This is a genomic window from Streptomyces sp. NPDC058691 (genome assembly GCF_042714775.1).
GTDB lineage: Bacteria > Actinomycetota > Actinomycetes > Streptomycetales > Streptomycetaceae > Actinacidiphila.
This window is the reverse complement of sequence record NZ_JBHXSO010000017.1, coordinates 16,074-36,380: the sequence shown is the minus strand read 5'-3', so window position 1 is coordinate 36,380 and position 20,307 is coordinate 16,074. Positions and strand designations below refer to the sequence as shown.

Here is a 20,307-nt window from a genome sequence, read left to right as displayed (position 1 = left end):
GAAGGCACACGGCCTTGCCGCGCCGGGGAGGGCGGGGGACCGGCTCGTCGGTCAGGTGCGCCAGGGCAGTTCCGCCGCGATGGTCGTCGGACCGCCGGCCGGGGAGTCCACGGCCAGCACGCCGTCCACCGCGCCCAGCCGCTCGGCGAGCCCGGCCAGGCCCGAGCCGGCGGCGGTGCTCGCGCCGCCGCGGCCGTTGTCGACGACGTGGATCATCAGCCGGTCGCCGGAGCGCCACAGGTCGAGGGTCGCCCGCGAGGCCCCGCTGTGCTTGCTGATGTTCTGGAGCAGTTCGGAGACGGTGAAGTACGCGATGCCCTCGATCGCGGGCACCGGGCGGGCCGGCAGGTCGACGCTCACCTGGACCGGCACGGTGCAGCGTGCGGCCAGTGAGGACAGGGCCGCGTCCAGGCCGCGGTCGGTCAGGACCGCCGGGTGGATGCCGCGGGCCAGGTCGCGCAGCTCCTGGAGGGCGAGCTTCACCTCGCCGTGCGCCTCCTCGACCATGGTCGCGGCGGCCTCCGGGTCCTCGTGGAGCTTCTCCTTGGCCAGGCCCAGGTCCATGGCCAGGGCCACCAGCCGGGCCTGCGCGCCGTCGTGCAGATCCCGTTCGATGCGCCGCAGGTCGGCGGCGGCGGTGTCCACCACGGTGCCCCGGTCGGACTCCAGCTCGGTGACCCGGCTGGCCAGCCGGGACGGGCCGAGCAGCCCGGTGACCAGCCCGCGGTCGACGTACGCCATGCCGCGGATCAGCCACGGCGTGGCCAGCACCAGCAGCAGCCCCACCGCGGAGGTGGCCGCCAGCTCGAAGGGGGAGTCCAGGTACCAGCCGCGGCCGTGCCCGTCCCCGTACAGCTGCAGACCCGGCTGGTCGGTGTACGCCGGGAAGACCCACCGCCACAGCGGGTAGGTGAGCATGCCCCACCCGTAGGTGAAGAAGGAGATCGCCACGGTGAAGGTGAAGACGCCCCACGGGAAGTGCACGAAGCAGTAGAGGACGTGCCGCCAGGACGTGCCGTTGGTGAGCTGGCCGCCCAGCCACGCCATGAAGCCCTGCCCCGGCTTCCGGCGCAGGGGCGCCGGCTCGGCCACGTCCAGGTGCAGGCACTTGCGGGCCCGCTCGCGCTCCACCATGCCGAGGCCGCGGCAGCCGGCCAGCGCCAGCGCCAGGACCGGCAGGCCGAGGAAGGTCACCAGCAGACCGGCGCCCAGGGACAGCATCGTCACCGCGAAGGTGAAGCCGATGATGCCCATCGGCAGGTTGAGCACCAGGTAGAGGAGTTCGCGCCAGGTGCGGGCCTCGATCGGCGCTCGCAACGCCGCGGGCAACCGGTGCTCTCGCGGCTCCGGGAAACCGTATGCCATGGTCACGTCCGTCCCTTTCTCCCTGTGCCTGTGGTGCCCTCGTGCCACTGTTCCGTGCACGCTTCCAGCCTCGCCGCCGCGGGCGCTCCGGCCCATGGTGCGGATCGGCCTCTTCGGCCTGGGGAAAACCCCACCCCGGCCCCCGGACCGCCGGCCGGGCCCGCGGTCAGTCGCGGTCGCGCCACGGCAGCTCGGCCGTCACCGTCGTGGGTCCGCCCTGGGGGGAGTCGATGACCAGCAGGCCGTCCACGGAGCCCAGCCGCTCGGTGAGCCCGGCCAGGCCGCTGCCCCTCGCGGTGCTCGCGCCGCCCCGGCCGTCGTCCCGCACTTGGATCATCAGGCGCCCGTCGGACCGCCACAGCTCCACCGCGGCATGGTCCGCCCCGCTGTGCTTGCTGATGTTCTGGAGCAGTTCGGAGACGGTGAAGTACGCGATGCCCTCGATGGCGGGCGCCGGCCGGGCCGGCAGGTCGACGCTCACCTGGACCGGCACGGTGCAGCGTGCGGCCACGGAGGACAGGGCCGCGTCCAGGCCGCGGTCGGTCAGGACCGCCGGGTGGATGCCGCGGGCCAGGTCGCGCAGCTCCTGGAGGGCGAGCTTCACCTCGCCGTGGGCGTCGCCGACCATCCTGGCCGCCGCCTCCGGGTCCTCCTGCAGCTTCTCCTTGGCCAGACCGAGGTCCATGGCCAGGGCCACCAGCCGGGCCTGCGCCCCGTCGTGCAGATCCCGTTCGATGCGCCGCAGGTCGGCGGCGGCGGTGTCCACCACGGTGCCCCGGTCGGACTCCAGCTCGGCGATCCGCCGCTCCAGCTCGTCCGAGGGCGACAGCAGGGCGCGCACCATCGCCCGGTCCGCGTTCGCCAGCCCCCGGGCGATGAACGGCAGCACCGGCCACGCCACGAACAGCGACGTCAGGACGATGGTGAAGGTGGCGATGCCCCACGGCAGCCGGGCGAGGAAGTACAGCGCGTGCCGCCATGCCACCGGGTCCTTCAACGACGTCCACAGCCAGGGGAAGAAGCCCATCCGCCCAGGCCGCAGCGGACGCGGCTCGTCCACCGCCACCCCGAGCATCCCGCGCGCCCGCTTCCGTTCCAGCCACCCCAGCAGCCGGCACCCGGCCAGCCCCAGCGCCAGCAGCGGCAGGCCGACCACCGTGACCGACAGGCCGATGCCGAGGGACAGCACGACGACGACATAGACGAAGCCCACGAGATCGACCGCCAGGTTCGTCAGGAGATACGCGATCTCCTTCCACGTCACCGGGTCGAAGGCGAGCCGCGCCGGTGGGAGCGGGGCGTCCCCGCGCTGGGAGTTGGTGGTCATGGGGCCAAGCCTGCCGGTGGGCGGGGGGCTGCCGCCATGGGGTGCGCCTGCCGGGACAAGGTGGGGTTATCCGTACCCCGCCCAGGCGGGGTGGCTGCGACGCCTGGAGCAGGGCCTAGACTCCGTTCGTACAGATCGCTTAAAGATCCGCCGGGATCACTGGACAACGCGCGAACGACGAGAGAACGAGGGGCGGACGGACGTGGACTACTTCCACGGCTACTCGGTCGTCGGCCTGGTCGCGGTGCTCGGGGTGCTCTTCGTGGCCGTGGCCTTCGGGGCCGGCCGTCTGCTGCGGCCGGTCGTGCCCACGCAGGAGAAGATGCTCACGTACGAGTGCGGCGTCGACCCGGTCGGCGAGGGCTGGGCGCACACCCAGATCCGCTACTACGTCTACTCCTTCCTCTATGTGATCTTCGCGGTCGACGCGGTCTTCCTCTTCCCGTGGGCGACGGTCTACGCGGCCCCGGGATACGGCGGCGCGACGCTGGTGGAGATGTTCGTCTTCCTCGGCTTCCTCGCCGTCGGCCTGCTCTACGCATGGAAGAAGGGGGTCCTGGAATGGACGTGACCGCCCCCGAGCCCCAGTACCTGCCTGAGCCGCGCAGGCTCGGCACGCTGGCCCGCCTCGCACCCGAACCCATGAAGGTGGTCCTCAACTGGGGCCGCCGCTACAGCCTGTGGGTCTTCAACTTCGGGCTCGCCTGCTGCGCCATCGAGTTCATCGCCGCCTCCATGGCCCGGCACGACTTCATCCGGCTCGGCGTGATCCCCTTCGCGCCCGGTCCGCGCCAGGCCGACCTCATGATCGTCTCGGGCACGGTGACCGACAAGATGGCGCCCGCCGTCAAGCGCCTGTACGAGCAGATGCCCGAGCCCAAGTACGTGATCTCCTTCGGCGCCTGCTCCAACTGCGGCGGGCCCTACTGGGACTCGTACGCCGTCACCAAGGGCGTCGACCAGATCATCCCCGTCGACGTCTATGTGCCCGGCTGCCCGCCGCGCCCCGAAGCGCTGCTGCAGGGCATCCTCAAGCTCCAGGAGAAGATCGCCCGCGAGTCGCTGAGTGAGCGGTACGGCGAGGGCGGCGCCCCGCAGGTGTCCGCCGGCGCGCTGCGCAGCGGCCTGGTGCAGGCACCGCCGCCGCCAGGGGAGGCCGCGAAGTGACCACCCCCTTCGACCGGCTGTCCGACCCGGCGGCCGTCACCGAGGTCTTCGGCCCGGAGGCCACGGCGGAGGAGGCGTACGGCCTGCTCACCGTGGACGTGCCCGCCGGCGCGTGGACCGGCGCCCTCCAGGCCGCCCGCGACGTGCTCGGCTGCACCTTCTTCGACTGGCTCAGCGCCGTCGACGAGCCCGGCACCGGCTTCCAGGTCTGCGCCCACGTCGTGGCCCCGGCCGTCGGTTCCGTGCGGCGGCTGCTGATCCGCACGACCGTCCCGCACGACGCGCCGGCGCTGCCGACCGCCACCGGGGTCTACGCCGGCGCCGCCTGGCACGAGCGCGAGACCCACGAGATGTTCGGCATCGGCTTCACCGGCCACCCGCACCTGGCGCCGCTGCTGCTGCCCGACGGCTTCGAGGGGCACCCGCTGCGCAAGGACTTCGTCCTGGCGGCGCGGGTCGCGAAGGCGTGGCCGGGGGCGAAGGAGCCGGGAGAGCCAGAGCATGGGGGGCCCAAGCGGCGCCAGATGCTGCCTCCGGGCGTGCCCGACCCCAACGACTGGGGCCCGCTGAAGGGCCAGCTCCCGCCTGCCCCGGCGCGTCCCGCCCGTACCTCGCGCGCGGCCGGTGCCGGAGCCGCCGCCGCGGGGGAGCGCCCCGCCCGGCGCGCCCGCAGCGTCACGGAGGGCTCCGCCAGCCAGGCCGCGACCACGGACGCCGCCGCCCCGCCCGGCCCCGCCAGCCAGGCCGCGACCACGGACGCCGCCGCCCCGCCCGGCCCCGCCCGGCGTTCCCGCAGCGTCTCGGAGGGCTCGGTCAGTCAGACGGCCGCCGACGCCCCCGCCGCGCCGCGCAAGCGCACCCCGGACGCCCCCTGGGAGGTCCCCCAGGACACCCCGGCACCCGCGCCCGCCGCGCCGGCGCCCCCGCCCGCGGAACCGGAGGGCAGCGGCGACAACGGCAATGGCAACGACGGCGAGAACGGCAACGACGGCGACAAGGCAGAAGGAGGCGGCACCCCATGAGCGACGTACTCGACGTCATCCTGCGGCTGCTCGCCGTCCTCGTCGTCTTCCTCGTGCTGCCTCTCGTCGTCGGTCAGACCGAGCACAAGGTGATGGCCCACATGCAGGGCCGCCTCGGCCCGATGTATGCGGGCGGGTTCCACGGCTGGGCGCAACTCGTCGCCGACGGCGTGAAGTTCGCGCAGAAGGAGGACGTGGTCCCGGCCGACGCCGACCGCAAGGTCTTCCAACTGGCTCCGGCCGTCGCGCTGCTGCCCTACCTCCTCGTCCTCGCCGCGATCCCGCTCGGCCCGAACGGCCTCGTCGGCCAGACCATCGACGCCGGCCTGTTCTTCGTGCTGGCCGTGATGGGCGTCGGCGTCCTCGGCTCGCTCATGGCGGGCTGGGCCTCGGCCAACAAGTTCTCCCTGCTCGGCGGCCTGCGGACCGCCGCGCAGCTGATGTCGTACGAACTGCCAATGCTGCTGGCCGCCGCGTCCGTCGCGATGGCCGCCGGGACGCTCTCGCTGCCCGGCATCGTGGAGGCGTACCAGTGGTGGTGGACGCCGTGGCAGCTGATCGGCGCCGTCGTCTTCTTCACCGCGGGCCTGGCGGAGCTGCAGCGGCCGCCGTTCGACATGCCGGTGGCCGACTCGGAGATCATCTTCGGCGCCTACACCGAGTACACGGGTCTGCGCTTCGCGCTGTTCCTGCTCGCCGAGTACGCGGGCATCGTCGTGCTGTGCGGGCTGACCGCCGTCCTGTTCCTTGGCGGCTGGCACGGCCCGTGGTCCGACAGCCTCGGCTGGCTGTGGACGCTGGTCAAGACCGGCCTGCTGGCCTTCGTCGTCATCTGGCTCCGGGTCACCTACCCCCGCATGCGCGAGGACCAGCTGCAGCGCTTCGCCTGGACCTTCCTCATCCCGCTCGCCCTCGCCCAGATCGCGCTCACCGGCGTGGTGAAGGTGGTGACCTCCTGATGGGCATCCCCGGTTCCGGCCTCGCCAAGGGCCTGGCCGTCACCCTCCGCACGATGACGCGGCGCTCGCACACCGCGCAGTACCCCGAGGCACAGCCCGAACTCCCGCCGCGCAGCCGCGGCGTGATCGCGCTGTTCGAGGAGAACTGCACGGTCTGCATGCTCTGCGCGCGCGAGTGCCCCGACTGGTGCATCTACATCGACTCCCACAAGGAGACGATGCCGGCCGCCGCGCCCGGCGGCCGCGAGCGCAGCCGCAATGTGCTGGACCGTTTCGCCATCGACTTCTCGCTCTGCATGTACTGCGGCATCTGCATCGAGGTGTGCCCCTTCGACGCGCTGTTCTGGTCGCCGGAGTTCGAGTACGCGGAGACCGACATCCTCGACCTCACCCACGAGCGCGACAAGCTGCGCGAGTGGATGTGGACGGTGCCCGCCCCGCCGCCGCTCGACCCCGCCGCCGAGGAGCCCAAGGAGCTCGGCGCGGCGCGCAAGGCCGCCGAGAAGGCCGCGGCCGCCGCCGCGCAGCAGGCGGAGGGCGACGCGTGAACCTCGTCGCAGCGGCCCACCCGGGCTTCCTGTCCCCGACGGGCGTGGAGATCGTCTTCGTCCTCGTCGGCGTCGCGACCCTCGCCGCGGCCGTGGTCAGCGTCACCACCAAGCACCTGGTGCACGCCGCCCTGTGGCTGGTGGTCGCGCTCGGCGGGGTCGCCGTCGAATACCTCCTGCTCACCGCGGAGTTCATCGCCTGGGTGCAGGTGCTGATCTACGTCGGCTCCGTCGTCGTCCTCGTCCTGTTCGGCCTGATGCTCACCAAGGCGCCCATCGGCCCCTCCCCGGACGCCGATTCGGGCAACCGGATCGCCGCCCTGGCCGTCGGGATCGCGTCCGCGGGCACGCTGGTGTGGCTGGTCGTCGACGCCTTCCGGGCCACCTGGATCGACGTGGACCACGGAGTGCAGGGCTCCACCAAGATCACCGGGCAGATCCTCTTCCGGCACTGGGTGCTGCCGTTCGAGGCGCTGTCCGTGCTCCTGCTGGCCGCGTTGGTCGGTGCCATCGTCCTGTCCCGCAAGCAGTCCCGTCAGCAGCCCGGGGAGCGCTGATGCATCTCGCCTATCCGGCCGTCCTGGCCGTCCTCCTCTTCTGCGTCGGCCTGTACGGGGTCCTCGCCCGGCGCAACGCGATCCTCGTCCTGATGTCGGTCGAGCTGATGCTGAACGCGGTCAACCTCAATCTGGTCGCCTTCGACGTGTGGCTGCGCGACACCCTGCACGCGGGGCAGGCGCTGACGCTCTTCGTCATCGTCATCGCCGCCGCCGAGATCGGCATCGGGCTCGCCATCGTCCTGCTCGTGTACCGCAACCGGGGCACCTCGGACATCGACCGGCTCACCGAACTCGCCTCCGGCGACGGCGAGGACGATGGAGGCGTGTCCACTGCAGCTTCCGAGAATCCCGAGAGCCCCGAGAAGCCCGAGCAGAACGCCGAGGCCGCCGCGTGACCCTGACGACCCTCGCCGTCCTCGTCCCCCTTCTCCCCTTCCTCGGCGCCGCCGGCGCCCTGCTGCTCGGCCGCACCGCGCCCGGCTTCGTCCGGCCGCTGGCCGTCCTGCCGACCGCGACCGCCTTCGTGCTCGCCGTGATCGTCGCCGTCCGCCAGGGCAGCGGCGCGGCCACCGACGCGGCCACCCGGCTGACGCCGACCGGCTCGGTGCCCATCGACCTCGCCCTGCACCTCGACGGCTTCGCCGTGCTCATCGCCGTGCTCGTCGGCCTTGTCGCGACCTGCGTGCAGCTGTACTCCACCGCGTACCTGCGCGACGACCCGCGCTACGCCTCCTACTCCGCGCTGGTCTCCCTCTTCACCGCCGCCATGTTCCTGGTCGTCTACACCGGCGACCTGATGGTGCTGCTGGTGGGCTGGGAGATCATGGGCATCTGCTCCTACTTCCTGGTCGGCCACTACTGGGAGACCGAGGTGGCCCGTGCCGCCTCCCTCAAGGCGTTCCTGGTCACCAAGCTCGGCGACGTCCCCTTCCTGATCGGCGTCTTCGCGCTGGCCGCCGACGCCGGCACGTTCCGGATCAACGGCATCCTCACGGCGGCCACCCACGGCGGCCTCGCCCACCCGACCGTGATCGGCCTGCTGCTGCTCGCCGGTGTGGCGGGCAAGTCCGCGCAGTTCCCGCTGCACACCTGGCTGCCGGACGCCATGGCCGGCCCCACGCCGGTGTCGGCGCTGATCCACGCGGCCACGATGGTCGCCGCCGGCATCTACCTCGTCGCCCGGCTGCTGCCGGTCTTCGAGGCGTCCGCCGCGGTGCTCGCGGTGCTCGCGGTGATGGCCGCCGTGACCATGGTCGGCTCGGGACTCGCGGCGTTCGCCCAGGACGACATCAAGCGCGTCCTGGCGTACTCCACGATCGGCCAGCTGGGCTACATGGCCGGTGCCCTCGCCGTCGGCGACCGCAGCGCCGCCGTCTTCCACCTCCTGTCGCACGGCGCCTTCAAGGCCCTGCTCTTCCTCGCCGCGGGCGTGGTCATCCACGCGGCGGGCACCAACTCGCTCGCCGCGATGTCCCGCATGGGCGACGTCGGCAAGCGCGCGCCGGACGCCATGTGGACGATGGGCATCGCCCTGGCGGCCCTGGCCGCGATCCCCCCCTTCTCCGGCTTCTTCTCCAAGGAGTCCGTGCTGCGTGCCGCCGAGCACGCCTCCTCCGGCCACGCCGAGCACGTCCCGGCGGCGGTCGGCTGGCTGGTCCTGATCGCCGCCCTGGTCACCGCCGTACTGACCGCTGGCTACGCCACCCGGCTCTTCCTCCTGGCCTTCCGCGGCCATGGCGCGGCCGCCCCCGAGGCCCACGGCAAGGAACCGGCCGTCATGAACGCCGTGCTGTGGGTGCTGGCCGTCCCCACCCTGGCCTTCGGCGCGGTCTCCCTGGTGCCCTCCCTCCTCGACCTCCCCGCCTGGTTCGACGGCAACGCACTCGCCCCGACCCTGGTGACCTCGATCCTCGGCGTCGGCCTCGCCCTCGTCGGCGTGCTCGCCACCTACGGCGCCTGGCAGGCCGTGTCCGCCCGCCGCCGTGCGCCGCTCGGCGCGGTCGTGACCGCCGAGGCCGCCGAGGAGGAGCCCGCCCTCACCGAGGCCGCCGCGCTCCAGACGCACGAACAGGTCTACGGGGACGTCGCCGCCGCGCACGACCCCGCCGACCCCGGACGCCTCCTGCTCGGCCCGCTCTTCGGCCCCGCCTCGCACGGCTTCCGCCTCGACGCCGTCTACTCGGCGCTGTTCGTCCGCCCCGTGCTCGCCGCGTCGGGCCTCGTGCGCTTCCTCGACCGGGAGGTCGTGGAGACGTACGTGCGCGGCGCGGGCGGCCTGCCCCGGCTGCTCGGCGCGGTCGTGCGCCGCACCCAGACGGGCAATGTGCAGACCTATGTCAGCGTGCTGCTGGCCGGCTCCGTGATCCTCGCCGTCCTCGTCGCCGTCGGAGCGTGAGCCGTGAACGACACCGTCCTCCAGTACGTCCTCGCGGCCGTCGTCGTCCTGCCGCTGCTCGGCGCGGTCGGCGCCCTGCTGCCGCCCCCGCCCGGCCTCAAGGGCAAGGACCCCGACCAGGCCCTGCTGCGCCACGGTGTGACCGTCACCGGTGCGGTGTTCGCCCTCACCGTCGTCCTGGCCGCCGGTTTCGACCACGGCCGGCCCGCGACGATGCAGGCCACCACCGACATCAACTGGATCCCGGCGCTCGGCATCCACCTCCACCTCGGTGTCGACGGCATCAGCCTCCCCCTTCTCGTCCTGACCGCGCTGCTGACCTTCCTCTGCGCGCTCTACAGCTACTTCAAGATGCCCGCGGGCCCGTCCCCGAAGGCCTTCGTCGCGCTCCTGCTGGTCCTGGAGTCGGGCACGCTGGCGACGTTCGCCGTGCTCGACCTGGTGCTCTTCTTCCTGGCCTTCGAGACGGTCCTCATCCCGATGTACTTCCTCATCGCCCGCTGGGGCGGCGAGAACCGGGAGAAGTCCGCCCTCCGCTTCATCCTCTACACACTGCTCGGCTCCGTGGTCATGCTGCTCGGCCTGCTCCTCATCGGGGTGAAGGCCGGCACTTTCGACATGGTGGCACTCGCCACTGACAGTGGCCCCGGAGCTGCGCTCAGTCACTCCACGCAGCTGATCGCCGTCCTCGCCATCGGCATCGGCCTCGCCGTGAAGGCCCCGATGTGGCCGCTGCACAGCTGGCTCCCCGACGCCCACACCGCGGCCCCCACGGTCGGCTCGGTGCTGCTCGCGGGCGTCCTGCTGAAGATGGGCACGTACGGCTTCGTGCGGATCCTCCTGCCGATCGCCCCCGACGGCATGCGGACCTTCGCGCCCTACCTGGCCGCCTTCGCCGTCGTCGGGATCATCTACGGATCGCTGGCCTGCCTGGCCCTGGCCCGCAGCGGCGCCGGCGGCGACCTCAAGCGCCTGATCGCCTACAGCTCCGTCGGCCACATGGGCTTCGTGCTGCTGGGCATCGCCACGCTGACCCCGACCGGCGTCAACGGCGCGCTCTTCGCCAACATCGCCCACGGCCTGATCACGGGCCTGCTCTTCTTCCTGGTCGGCGCGCTGAAGGACCGCTACGGCACCACCGACCTGGACGGCCTGGCCGGCCGGACCGGCGCGGCGCTCTACGGCCGCGCCCCCCGCATGGGCGGCCTGCTCGCCTTCGCCGCCGTCGCCTCCCTCGGCCTGCCGGGACTGGCCGGCTTCTGGGGCGAGATGCTCGCCATGTTCGGCGCCTTCAAGCCCGCCGCGGGCCTGGACCGGGGCGCGTACCTGACGTTCACCGCGATCGCCGCGTTCGGGACCCTGCTGACCGCCGCCTACCTCCTGGTCGTCGTGCGGCGCGTCTGCATGGGCGACCGCGACACCTACACCGGCGCCCCGGCCCTCGCCGACGTCCGGGGCTACGAGTTCGCGGCCTGGACCCCGCTGGTCGCCCTCACCGTCCTGGCCGGCCTGTGGCCCGCCGTCCTGCTCGGCCTGACCGACCCGGCCGTGCGCTCCCTGCTCGGAGGCAGCTGATGAGCCCCCTCGCCACCTCCGTCATCCAGTCCGTCGACTGGGCGGCGATCGCGCCGCCCGCCATCGCCGCGGCGGCCGCGCTGGTCGTGCTCGTGGCCGATCTGTTCCTGCCCGAGGGCCGCAAGCGGGTGCTCGCCTGGATCACCGTCGGCGGCCTCGTCCTGGCCGGGCTCAGCCTGCTGCCGCTGCTGGACGGCGACCGCACCACCTTCTGCCTCGTCGGCAGCCCGCGCGAGTGCTCCTACGTCGCCGACCACTTCACCCTGGTGGTCCAGCTGCTGGTGCTGGCCGGGGCGCTGGTCGCCGCCCTGCTCTCCGTCCACTTGATGGACCGGATGCCGGCCGGCGAGTTCTGGTTCCTGCTGCTGTCCTCGGCCTCCGGCGCCGCGCTGCTGCCCGCCTCCCGCGACCTGGCGACCCTCGTCATCGCGCTGGAGGTCACCACGCTGCCGTCCTTCGCGCTCGTGGGCCTGCGCCGCGGCGACCGGCTGTCGGGCGAGGCGGCCCTGAAGTTCTTCCTCACCTCCGTCGCCGCGACCGCGGTCACCCTCCTGGGCGTCAGCTTCGTCTACGCCGCGACCGGCACCCTCCACCTGAGCGCCATCGCCCGGGGCCTGGACGCGGTCGACCCGCGCCTGGACACCCTCGCCGCCGCGGGCGCCGCCCTCACCGTCGTCGGCTTCGCCTTCAAGCTCGCGGTGGCCCCCTTCCACTTCTGGGTGCCCGACACCTACACCGGCGCCCCCCTGCCCGTCGCCGGCTATCTGTCCGTCGTCGGCAAGGCGGCCGGTTTCTCCGGCCTCATCCTGGTGACGGTCGTCGCCTTCGAGCCGTACGCGCACGTGTGGGGCCCGGTCGTCGCGGTCCTGGCCGCGCTCACCATGACCGTCGGCAATGTCGCCGCCCTGCGCCAGCCCCCCGGCCAGTCGCGCAGCGCGGTGCGCCTGCTGGCCTGGTCCTCGATCGGCCAGGCTGGCTATCTCCTGGTGCCGATCGCCGCCGCCGCGTACGCAGACCCGCAGCGCCAGGTCGGCATCACCCTGGCGTACGCCCTGATGTACGGCGCCGTGAACCTCGGCGCCTTCGGGGTCGCCGCCCTCGTCGGCCGCACCGCGCCCGGCAACCGGCTCACCGACTATCGCGGCCTGTACGCCCGCCACCCGTTCGCGGCGCTCGCCATGGCCTTCTTCCTGCTCTGCCTGGCCGGCCTGCCGCCGGGCGTCATCGGCCTCTTCGCCAAGGTCGCCGTCTTCTCCTCGGCGGTCGACGCGGGCCTGGGCTGGCTGGCCGCCGTCATGGCCGTCAACGTCGTCATCGCCCTGGTGTACTACCTGCGCTGGACGGCCCTGCTCTTCACCCGCGCCGAGGCTCCTGCCGCCGGCGGGGCGGCCGCCGAGCGCATCCGGACTCCCGCGCCCCTGATGACCGCCATCGCGCTCACCGCCGTCGTCGGGATCGCCCTGTCGGGCGCGCCGCAGCTCGTCTTGCGCTTCGCGTCCGGCGCGCTGCTTTGAGCACCCTGTGAAAAGCGCACAAGGGAACTAACGTCCCCCCGGTGGCGTTGGCCCTTACAGGAGGTTCTCCTAGGAAAACGGAGAAAACGTCTTCCTGTTGCACATCTTGGAGGGTGACCGTGCACCGCCGGCACAACGGGCTGAAGACCGCCGCGCTCCTCGGCGGACTGTCGGCACTCATCCTGATCATCGGCAGTTTCTTCGGCCGCACCGGACTGATCGTCGCGCTCGTCATCGCGCTCGGCACCAATGCGTACGCCTACTGGAACAGTGACAAGCTCGCCCTGCGGGCGATGCGCGCGCGACCGGTGAGCGAGTTCGAGGCCCCGGCCCTGTACCGGATGGTCCGCGAGCTCTCCACCGCCGCCCGGCAGCCGATGCCCCGGCTCTACATCTCCCCGACCGAGGCGCCCAACGCCTTCGCCACCGGCCGCAACCCGCGCAACGCCGCGGTGTGCTGCACCGAGGGCATCCTGCGCATCCTGGACGAGCGCGAACTGCGCGGCGTCATCGGCCACGAGCTCAGCCACGTCTACAACCGCGACATCCTCATCTCCTCGGTCGCCGGCGCCCTGGCCTCCGTCGTGATGTTCCTTGTCAACTTCGCCTGGCTGATCCCCATCGGCCGCTCCGACGACGACGAGGGCCCCGGCCTGCTCGGCATGCTGCTGATGATGATCCTGGGCCCGCTCGCCGCGTCCCTCATCCAGCTCGCCGTCAGCCGCTCCCGCGAGTACGAGGCCGACGCTTCCGGCGCCCGCCTCACCGGCGACCCGCTCGCCCTGGCCTCCGCCCTGCGCAAACTGGACGCGGGCACCAAGCGCCTGCCGCTGCCGCCCGAGCCGCGGCTGGAGACCACCAGCCACCTGATGATCGCCAATCCGTTCCGCCCCGGTGACGCGTCCAAGCTCTTCTCGACCCACCCCCCGATGGCCGAGCGCATCGCCCGGCTGGAGGAGATGGCCGGCCACCGCCGCTGAGGGCCGGTCACCGATCCCTCGCGGGCATCGCCCGCGCTCCCGTGGGAGGCTGACAGCATGAAGCCGATCAACCTCGTCCTCAACGTCGTGTGGCTGATCATCTGGGGGCTGTGGATGGCCATCGGCTACGCCCTGCTCGGCCTGCTGATGTTCATCTTCATCATCACCATTCCGTGGGGCATCGCCTCGCTGCGCATCGCCAACTACGTGCTGTGGCCCTTCGGCCGCACCACGGTGGAGCGCCGGGACGCGGGTGTCGCCTCGACCGTCGGCAACATCATCTGGCTGATCTTCGCGGGCATCTGGCTCGCCATCGGCCATGTCGTCGCCGGGGTCGGCTTCTGCCTGACGATCATCGGCATCCCCTTCGGCATCGCCAACTTCAAGATGGTGCCGATCTCCCTGGTGCCGCTCGGCCGCGAGATCGTCCCCGTCGAGCAGTAAGACGCAGTAAGGCGCACAGGTCCGGGCCGGGCCGGGGCAGGGCTCAGCCGGGCTCGATGTTGTGGTTGAGCCGGAAGACGTTGTCCGGGTCGTACTCGGTCTTCACCCGGGCGAGGCGGCTCAGATGGTGCGTGCCGAAACCGGCGATGACCCGCCCAGCGCCCTCGTCGCCGATGAAGTTGAGGTAGACGGCGCCGATGGACCACGGCTTCACGTCCTCGCGCACGTCGCGGGCCCACTGCCGCGCCCGCCCGTCGTCCGCGGGACTCTCCCACAGGCCGAAGGGGTGGGCGACCCAGGCCGCACTGCGCCAGGGCAGCGGGTAGTCGTCCGGGCCGTGCGCCATGGCGCCGCCGCAGGGAAAGAGGACCTGCTGCGAGGGGGAGGGGACGACCATCGCGCGGGCCCGGGCACAGAAGCGCTCCACGGCCTCGTCCGGCAGCCCTTCCAGGTATTCCGCCGACCAGTGGTTGCGGTAGCCCGGCGGGTCGTCGAACATGCTCTGCAGTTCCGCGTACGGCAGCTCCGCGATCATCGTGGCCTCGGGGGAGAGCGCCAGCAGCGGCGCGATCAGCTCCCGCGCCGGCTCCTCCTGGCCGATGTACGTCACCAGGACGGCGGCCACCATGGTGCCCACCAGGTGCGGCGGGACGAAGTCCTCCGGCGGCGCCGTCACATAGAGCATGCCGCCGCCGACCTCCTGCGGCGCCGACTCCATGAAGTCCCGGTACGTACGCAGCACTTCCGGCCCCGCGTCCGGCGGCCACAGCAGCAGGGCCGCGGTCATCCGCGGCACCGGGTGCAGCCGCAGCGTCAGCGAGGTGGCGACGCCGAAGTTGCCGCCGCCACCATGCAGAGCCCAGAACAGCTCGGGGTTCTCGTCCGCGGCGGCGCGCACCATGGTGCCGTCCGCGGTGACGAGTTCGGCCTCCTCCAGGTTGTCGCAGGCGAGCCCGAACCTGCGCTCCAGCCACCCCGAACCGCCGCCCAGGGTGAAGCCGCCCACCCCTGTCGTCGACACCCGGCCGCCGGTGGTGGCCAGGTCGTACGGCTGGGTCGCGCGGTCCAGATGGCTCATGAGGGAGCCGCCGCCGACCCGTGCCGTACGCGCCCGGGGATCGACCACCACCGCGTGCATCCGCCGCAGGTCGACCACCAGGCCGCCGTCGGTCAGGGACGTGCCGGCGACACTGTGCCCGCCACCGCGCACGGCGATCTCCAGTTCACGCTCCCGCGCGAGGCGGATCGCCGACGCCACGTCCCCGGCCGACGCGCAGAGCGCGATGACCGCCGGACGCCGGTCGATCATCGCGTTGAAGACGGTGCGGTGCTCGTCGTACGCCGGATCGTCAGGAGTGACGATCTCGCCGTCGAAGCCGGAGCGCAGAGCCTCCAGTGCCGTGAGGTCGAGGACCCGGAGTGCCATGCGTGCCCCTCTCTCCTCCTCCACGGTAGGACGGGGGTGCGGCCGCGGCACGTCGGGCAGGAAAGGCCCCGGAGGCCGCCGGAAGCCCTAGGCGGAGAGCCCGGCCGCCAGCGTGGCCCCCAGCTCCCAGCACGCCTCCAGATCGGCCTTGGAGGGCTCGCCGGTGACGGTGACCTCGGCCGCCGCCTGTTCCCACCCCAGGCCCGTGGTGATCGACCGGATCCCGCGCACGGTCCCCGTGACGTCGCTCCCGCCGTGCACCCAGTAACCGAAGGGGCGGCCGCGCGTGGCGTCCAGGCACGGGTAGTAGACCTGGTCGAAGAAGTGCTTGAGCGCCCCCGACATGTAGCCGAGGTTCGCCGTCGTGCCGAGCAGATAGCCGTCCGCCTCCAGCACGTCGGAGGCGGACGCGGACAGCGCCGGCCGCCGTACGACGTCCACTCCCTCGACCTCGTCCGTCGTCGCGCCCGAGACGACCGCCTCGAACATCGCCTGCAGGTTGGGCGAGGGCGTGTGATGGACGATCAGGAGCGTGGCCACCTCAGCCGACCACGGCCGGGGCGGCGGGGATGCTGTCCATGAAGGAGCTGACGGAGAACACGGCGTTGCCGGGGCCGGCCGGACCGTACCCGGGAGGCGAGGAAAGGCCGAACTCCTCAAGCGTCGCGCGGTACACGTCCAGCAGCCGGATGTGGTACTCCAGCGGCGCACCCTCGGGGTTGGCCTTGCCGAGCGGCGTCGTCGGCTCGGGGCACCAGGTGGTGAAGCGCGGCGTGATGCCCCGCGACATGAAGAAGCGCAGGCCCTCGGCGGTGGAGTCGATCGCCTCGCCGACACTGGTGAAGCCGAACGGTTCCGCCATCTCCACGCCCGCCACGAAGTTCGGGATCACATTGCGCGGGCCGAAGATCTCGGCGGAGTCCAGGATGCGGCGGTGCCACTCGTCGCGGCCGACGTGCTGCTCCTTGCCGGGGCAGTACAGCTCGAACAGCCGGCGGTCCCACACCTCGTAGTTGGGGTGGTAGATCTGCACGCCGTAGTCCTTGAAGCGCTGCACGTCCTCCTTGGGCAGCGCCTGGGCGACGACCTTGCCGATCCAGCGACCGGGGAAGCGCTCCTCGATGGCCTTGGCGTAGTGGCCGTAGAAGTCGGCCTCGTCGCGGCCCGCCACCTTGCCGGTGATCGCGCCGCCGGTGAGGGTGTACGCCGTGGAGGTCTTCGCCGTGTCGTACTTGTCGATGATCTCCAGCGCCTCCAGCACCTCCTCGACCGGCTTCACGCCCGTATAGGGACGGCCGGCCGCCTTGTGCTGGCGCCAGTTGTGGTTGATGTCGCAGTACTGGCACTCCGCCTTGGCGCCGAAGTACTGGCAGACGCGGAAGACCGTCAGGTAGACGAGATAGCCCCACTGGATCGTCGGCGCGACCTCCATCACCGACTTCCCGTTCTCCAGGGTGTGCCGGTAGTAGTCCGGCATCGGCGGCAGGCCCACGTCCGCGATGCGCACCCCGTCCAGGTACAGCCCGAGCACCCCGCGGCCACCGGCCTGCACGCGGTACGGCGAGGCCGGGTTGACGCGGACCGACACCACGGTGCGGCGCAGGTCGTACGGGCCGCCGGTGAGCACGATCTCCTCCGGCGGGCGGTTGAGGGCGGCGGCGCCCAGCTCCGGCAGCGTGCGGTGGTCGAAGGAGAAGATGAAGTACGACTTCGGTTTCACGTCGCCGTCGTCGCCACCGCTGAGCGCGGAATCGTCGAACGCGATCCCGCCGCGCAACAGGTCCTCCTTGATGACCGCTTCGCGTGGCACGTGCGGGAAGCGGCTCATCAGGTCTTCCACCACAGCGGTGCGGTTCTGCATTGCCCGGCTCCATCCTCGAGACGACTGCCCGGGTCCCACATGGGGGGTGGGCCCGAGGAGACCTTCAACGAACGACCCTACGCATGCCGGGGCGGTTTCCGATGTCGGCCCTCCCCTTCGCCTTGTGCCGCATCGGCGGTGAAACCCATCCGAACCCACCCGCGTCGGCCCGCCCGGCGCCCCCGCGGACCTGTGGGCCTACGACAAAGGTCCCGGCCGCCTCCTCCGGCCGGGACCTCGGCGTGCCCGCGGTCAGCGGTAGTTCACGAACTGCAGCGCGAAGTCCAGGTCCTTGCCCTTGAGCAGCGCGATGACCTCCTGCAGGTCGTCCCGGCTCTTGGAGCTCACCCGCAGCTCGTCGCCCTGCACCTGCGCCTTGACGCCCTTCGGCCCCTCATCACGGATGATCTTGGCGACCTTCTTCGCGTTGTCCTGCGAGATGCCCTCCTCGATCGACGCGAAGATCTTGTACTCCTTGCCGGACAGCTGGGGCTCGCCCGTGTCCAGCGCCTTCAGCGAGATCCCCCGCTTGACCAGCTTCGTCTCGAAGACGTCGAGGATCGCCTTGACCCTCTCCTCCGAGTTGGCCTGCATCACGATCTTGTCCCCGGACCACGCGATCGAAGCGCCGACGTTCTTGAAGTCGTAGCGCTGCGAGATCTCCTTCGCGGCCTGGTTGAGGGCGTTGTCGACCTCCTGCCGCTCGACCTTCGAGACGATGTCGAAACTGGAGTCGGCCATCTTCTGTTGGCTCCTTGGCTCTGATCCGTCAGGTCCGCGACCCACCACCGGGCCGCTCCCGCAAGCCTAGCCATCCGACCCGCCGGAGGCGCTGATCAATAGGGTGGCGGAGCACCCCCGCGCATCGGGTATTGTTTACGACGTCGCCACGGGGACCACGCAAAACGGCCCCTGGAGACACTTCCCAGGCGGTGTGCCCGAGTGGCCAATGGGAGCGGACTGTAAATCCGTCGGCTTAGCCTACCCAGGTTCGAATCCTGGCGCCGCCACAGTGGAAACACAGCCTCTGAGCTGCGGAAACGCAGAGCGGGGGCTGTTCTTTTTATTTCGCGGGCGCGGGCCGCTGTCTCGCTCCGTCCTGTTCTCACGCGTTCTGGGCCGAACCGCTGGATCAGCCACGGCCGACGCGGTGCCGCGCGCGGGCCGGCGGTGTGTGCGCTGGCCTGGGAGCCGTCGCCGTTGGCTTCCGTGCGCTGCAACCCGTTTCGCTGACGGCGCCGCGGCCTCAACGCTATGCATGTCGCGTGCAGTCGGGCTGTCGCGGACGGATGGGGCTGAGGAGTTGACCGGGATGACATCGACATCACTGGCCGAGCTGATCGTGGACAGTGTCGCGCCGCGGCATCCGGTGGTCTCGCCGGACGGCCGCGCGGTCGCTTACGCGGCGAGCACGATCGGCATCCGGGAGCGTCCGGTCGGCACCCTGTGGGTGGCGGCCGTCGACGGGGGCTCGGCGCCCGTGCGGTTGACGGACGGCACGGCCTGGTGCGGCGCACCCCGGTGGGCGCCGGATTCGGCGTCGCTGTTCTTCACCTCGCGCGGGCAGCTGCACCGCATACCCGTCGAGGGCGGGGAGGCGGAGGCCCTGACGTCATGGCGGGGCGGCATCGCCGGCCAGTTGCCGCTGGCCGACGGACGTACGGTCGCCGTGATCGCGGAGGACGAGCCGGACGCGGAGGACGAACGCAAGGAGGCCGAGGGGGATGACGCCGTGGTGTGGGGCGAGCGGATGCCCTGCGCGCGCCTGCGGCTGCTCGATCTCGGCAGTGGCGAACTGCGCGTGGTGGACGGACTGGGCGGCCGGCATGTCGTGCAGATGGCGCAGAGGCCGGACGGCGGCCCGCTGGCGGTGGTCAGCTGGTCGAGCCCGGACATCGACCCCGGGGTGCTCACCGTCGAGCTGCACGTGGTGGACCCCACGACGGGGGCGGTGCACGACCTCGGCCCTGCCGGGCTGGATGCGCGGGCGCCGGCCTGGTGGACCGCCGACGACGGCTGGCACCTGGCCTACGTGACGATCACCCCTCCCGGCACCGTGGGCGGCCGCGCGGTCATGGACGTCGCCGTTCCCGAGTCCGGCCCCGCCGCGGAGCACCGCAATCTGACGGCGGACATGGCCGTCTGCCCGACCGAACTGGTGCAGGGCGTCGACGGCCCGCCCTGGGCGCTGTTCGCCGACGGCCTGGACACCGCGCTGTTCCGGCTGGATCCCCGCGACCGGCGGTTCCGGCGGCTGTTCACCAGGCAGGGCATGGTCCACGCGCTCAGCGTGAGCGCATCAGGTGGGACGATCGCCGTGCTGGCGGGCACGGCGCGCGAGCCGAAGGACGTTCACGCCGGGCCTCCCGGGGGGCCGTTGGCCCGGATCAGCGACACCAGGCCGCAGCTGCGCGACGTCGCGTGGGCGAGTCAGGAACGGCTGTCCTACAAGGCGTCCGACGGCCTGAACCTGGACGACTGCTGCTCCTGCCGCCCGGCCGGGGCCGCGAGGACGGGCCGTTCCCGCTCGTCACGCTCGTGCACGGCGGCCCGTACGCGCGCTACGCCGACGAGTTCCAGTTCCACATCGACCTGCCTCCGGGGCAGTGGCTCGCGACCGCCGGGTACGCCGTCTTCCTGCCCAACCCGCGCGGCGGCGAGGGCCACGGGCACGCCTTCGCGGCGATGGTGGCGGGGGCGGCCGGCGGCGCGGAGTGGACGGACATCACCGAGGGGATCGACCTGCTGATCACGGAGGGCGTAGCCGACCCGGACCGGCTCGGGATCGGTGGCTGGAGCCACGGCGGATACATGGCGGCGTGGGCGGTGGCGCAGACCGACCGCTTCAAGGCCGCGGTGATGGGTGCCGGGGTCAGCGACTGGGGCATGCTGGCCGCGACCGGCGAATGGGGACCCGCCAACGAGTCCGGCGTCAGCGGCAGCGTCGGCTGGGAAGGGCCCGGTCCGCACCCGCATGACCGGGTCAGCCCGGTCTCGTACGCCTCGGGAATCCGCACCCCGGTGCTGATCCTGCACGGGGAGGACGACACCAACGTGCCCGTCGGCCAGGCCGTCCTCTTCCATCGCGCACTGCGCCACTTCGGTGTCGAGCACGAGTTCGTCACCTACCCGCGCGAAGGCCACGTGATCGGCGAACGCGCCCA

Annotated in this window: 18 protein-coding genes, 1 tRNA gene and 1 pseudogene; 14 read left to right on the top strand and 6 right to left on the bottom strand. The window is 72.0% G+C overall.

The features are described from left to right. Window positions 1-51: 51 nt before the first annotated feature. Both ACFWVC_RS14385 and ACFWVC_RS14380 read right to left on the bottom strand, forming a co-directional pair. Entirely contained in the window at window positions 52-1,365 is a 1,314-nt protein-coding gene (locus ACFWVC_RS14385) for a sensor histidine kinase (protein ID WP_384284394.1), read from the bottom strand. 166 nt (window positions 1,366-1,531) lie between these two features. Then, complete coding sequence (locus tag ACFWVC_RS14380; protein WP_384284153.1) at window positions 1,532-2,692, bottom strand: sensor histidine kinase; 1,161 nt, start codon at window positions 2,690-2,692, stop codon at window positions 1,532-1,534. 202 nt (window positions 2,693-2,894) lie between these two features. Between ACFWVC_RS14380 and ACFWVC_RS14375 the strand changes: the two genes are divergently transcribed. The 12 genes from ACFWVC_RS14375 (at window position 2,895) to ACFWVC_RS14320 (ending at window position 13,856) form a co-directional block, all read left to right on the top strand. Beyond that, complete coding sequence (locus tag ACFWVC_RS14375; protein ID WP_384284151.1) at window positions 2,895-3,263, top strand: NADH-quinone oxidoreductase subunit A; 369 nt, start codon at window positions 2,895-2,897, stop codon at window positions 3,261-3,263. Further along, window positions 3,254-3,859, top strand: coding sequence for an NADH-quinone oxidoreductase subunit B (locus tag ACFWVC_RS14370; RefSeq protein WP_384284147.1), 606 nt, complete (start codon window positions 3,254-3,256; stop codon window positions 3,857-3,859). Before ACFWVC_RS14375 ends, ACFWVC_RS14370 begins: the two co-directional genes overlap by 10 nt. Beyond that, window positions 3,856-4,881 carry an NADH-quinone oxidoreductase subunit C gene (locus ACFWVC_RS14365; RefSeq protein ID WP_384284144.1) on the top strand — a complete coding sequence of 342 codons (1,026 nt, stop codon included), beginning with the start codon at window positions 3,856-3,858 and terminating at the stop codon, window positions 4,879-4,881. Before ACFWVC_RS14370 ends, ACFWVC_RS14365 begins: the two co-directional genes overlap by 4 nt. Then, window positions 4,878-5,840 carry an NADH-quinone oxidoreductase subunit NuoH gene (nuoH, locus tag ACFWVC_RS14360; protein ID WP_384284142.1) on the top strand — a complete coding sequence of 321 codons (963 nt, stop codon included), beginning with the start codon at window positions 4,878-4,880 and terminating at the stop codon, window positions 5,838-5,840. Before ACFWVC_RS14365 ends, nuoH begins: the two co-directional genes overlap by 4 nt. Next, complete coding sequence (locus ACFWVC_RS14355) at window positions 5,837-6,388, top strand: NuoI/complex I 23 kDa subunit family protein (RefSeq protein ID WP_384284392.1); 552 nt, start codon at window positions 5,837-5,839, stop codon at window positions 6,386-6,388. The genes nuoH and ACFWVC_RS14355 overlap by 4 nt, the downstream gene beginning before the upstream one ends. Continuing rightward, window positions 6,385-6,945: an NADH-quinone oxidoreductase subunit J gene (locus tag ACFWVC_RS14350; protein ID WP_384284139.1), complete on the top strand. Its 561-nt coding sequence runs from the start codon at window positions 6,385-6,387 to the stop codon at window positions 6,943-6,945. Before ACFWVC_RS14355 ends, ACFWVC_RS14350 begins: the two co-directional genes overlap by 4 nt. After that, a complete protein-coding gene (nuoK, locus tag ACFWVC_RS14345; RefSeq protein ID WP_384284135.1) occupies window positions 6,945-7,343 on the top strand; it encodes an NADH-quinone oxidoreductase subunit NuoK in 399 nt (132 codons plus the stop codon). The genes ACFWVC_RS14350 and nuoK overlap by 1 nt, the downstream gene beginning before the upstream one ends. Further along, window positions 7,340-9,343, top strand: a complete 2,004-nt coding sequence (locus ACFWVC_RS14340; RefSeq protein ID WP_384284132.1) for an NADH-quinone oxidoreductase subunit L — start codon at window positions 7,340-7,342, stop codon at window positions 9,341-9,343. The genes nuoK and ACFWVC_RS14340 overlap by 4 nt, the downstream gene beginning before the upstream one ends. A gap of 3 nt (window positions 9,344-9,346) precedes the next feature. Next, entirely contained in the window at window positions 9,347-10,918 is a 1,572-nt protein-coding gene (locus tag ACFWVC_RS14335) for a NuoM family protein (RefSeq protein WP_384284129.1), read from the top strand. Then, window positions 10,918-12,432 (top strand): NADH-quinone oxidoreductase subunit N, encoded by a 1,515-nt coding sequence (locus ACFWVC_RS14330; RefSeq protein ID WP_384284127.1) that lies wholly within the window; start codon window positions 10,918-10,920, stop codon window positions 12,430-12,432. The genes ACFWVC_RS14335 and ACFWVC_RS14330 overlap by 1 nt, the downstream gene beginning before the upstream one ends. Before the next feature lie 119 nt (window positions 12,433-12,551). After that, window positions 12,552-13,412, top strand: a complete 861-nt coding sequence (gene htpX, locus ACFWVC_RS14325; RefSeq protein ID WP_384284123.1) for a zinc metalloprotease HtpX — start codon at window positions 12,552-12,554, stop codon at window positions 13,410-13,412. A 57-nt stretch (window positions 13,413-13,469) separates the two neighbouring features. Next, the gene (locus tag ACFWVC_RS14320; RefSeq protein WP_384284121.1) at window positions 13,470-13,856 is read left to right on the top strand and encodes a YccF domain-containing protein; all 387 of its coding nucleotides are present in this window, start codon (window positions 13,470-13,472) and stop codon (window positions 13,854-13,856) included. Between the two features lie 43 nt (window positions 13,857-13,899). On the opposite strand, the gene ACFWVC_RS14315 is transcribed toward ACFWVC_RS14320, so the two are convergent. From ACFWVC_RS14315 to ACFWVC_RS14300, 4 genes are all read right to left on the bottom strand, one after another. Beyond that, window positions 13,900-15,282: an FAD-binding oxidoreductase gene (locus tag ACFWVC_RS14315; RefSeq protein ID WP_384284119.1), complete on the bottom strand. Its 1,383-nt coding sequence runs from the start codon at window positions 15,280-15,282 to the stop codon at window positions 13,900-13,902. Window positions 15,283-15,369: 87 nt separating this feature from the next. Beyond that, window positions 15,370-15,822, bottom strand: a complete 453-nt coding sequence (locus ACFWVC_RS14310; RefSeq protein ID WP_384284117.1) for a flavodoxin family protein — start codon at window positions 15,820-15,822, stop codon at window positions 15,370-15,372. Between the two features lies 1 nt (window position 15,823). Continuing rightward, window positions 15,824-17,143 carry a radical SAM protein gene (locus ACFWVC_RS14305; RefSeq protein WP_384284115.1) on the bottom strand — a complete coding sequence of 440 codons (1,320 nt, stop codon included), beginning with the start codon at window positions 17,141-17,143 and terminating at the stop codon, window positions 15,824-15,826. 252 nt (window positions 17,144-17,395) lie between these two features. Next, the gene (locus ACFWVC_RS14300; protein ID WP_384284113.1) at window positions 17,396-17,884 is read right to left on the bottom strand and encodes a YajQ family cyclic di-GMP-binding protein; all 489 of its coding nucleotides are present in this window, start codon (window positions 17,882-17,884) and stop codon (window positions 17,396-17,398) included. Window positions 17,885-18,071: 187 nt separating this feature from the next. Here ACFWVC_RS14300 and ACFWVC_RS14295 point away from each other — a divergent pair. Together ACFWVC_RS14295 and ACFWVC_RS14290 are read left to right on the top strand one after the other, a co-directional pair. Further along, window positions 18,072-18,153: transfer RNA gene (locus ACFWVC_RS14295), tRNA-Tyr, on the top strand. A 727-nt stretch (window positions 18,154-18,880) separates the two neighbouring features. Further along, window positions 18,881-20,269: pseudogene (locus tag ACFWVC_RS14290) on the top strand (alpha/beta hydrolase family protein); the annotation flags it as partial. Window positions 20,270-20,307 lie beyond the last annotated feature (38 nt).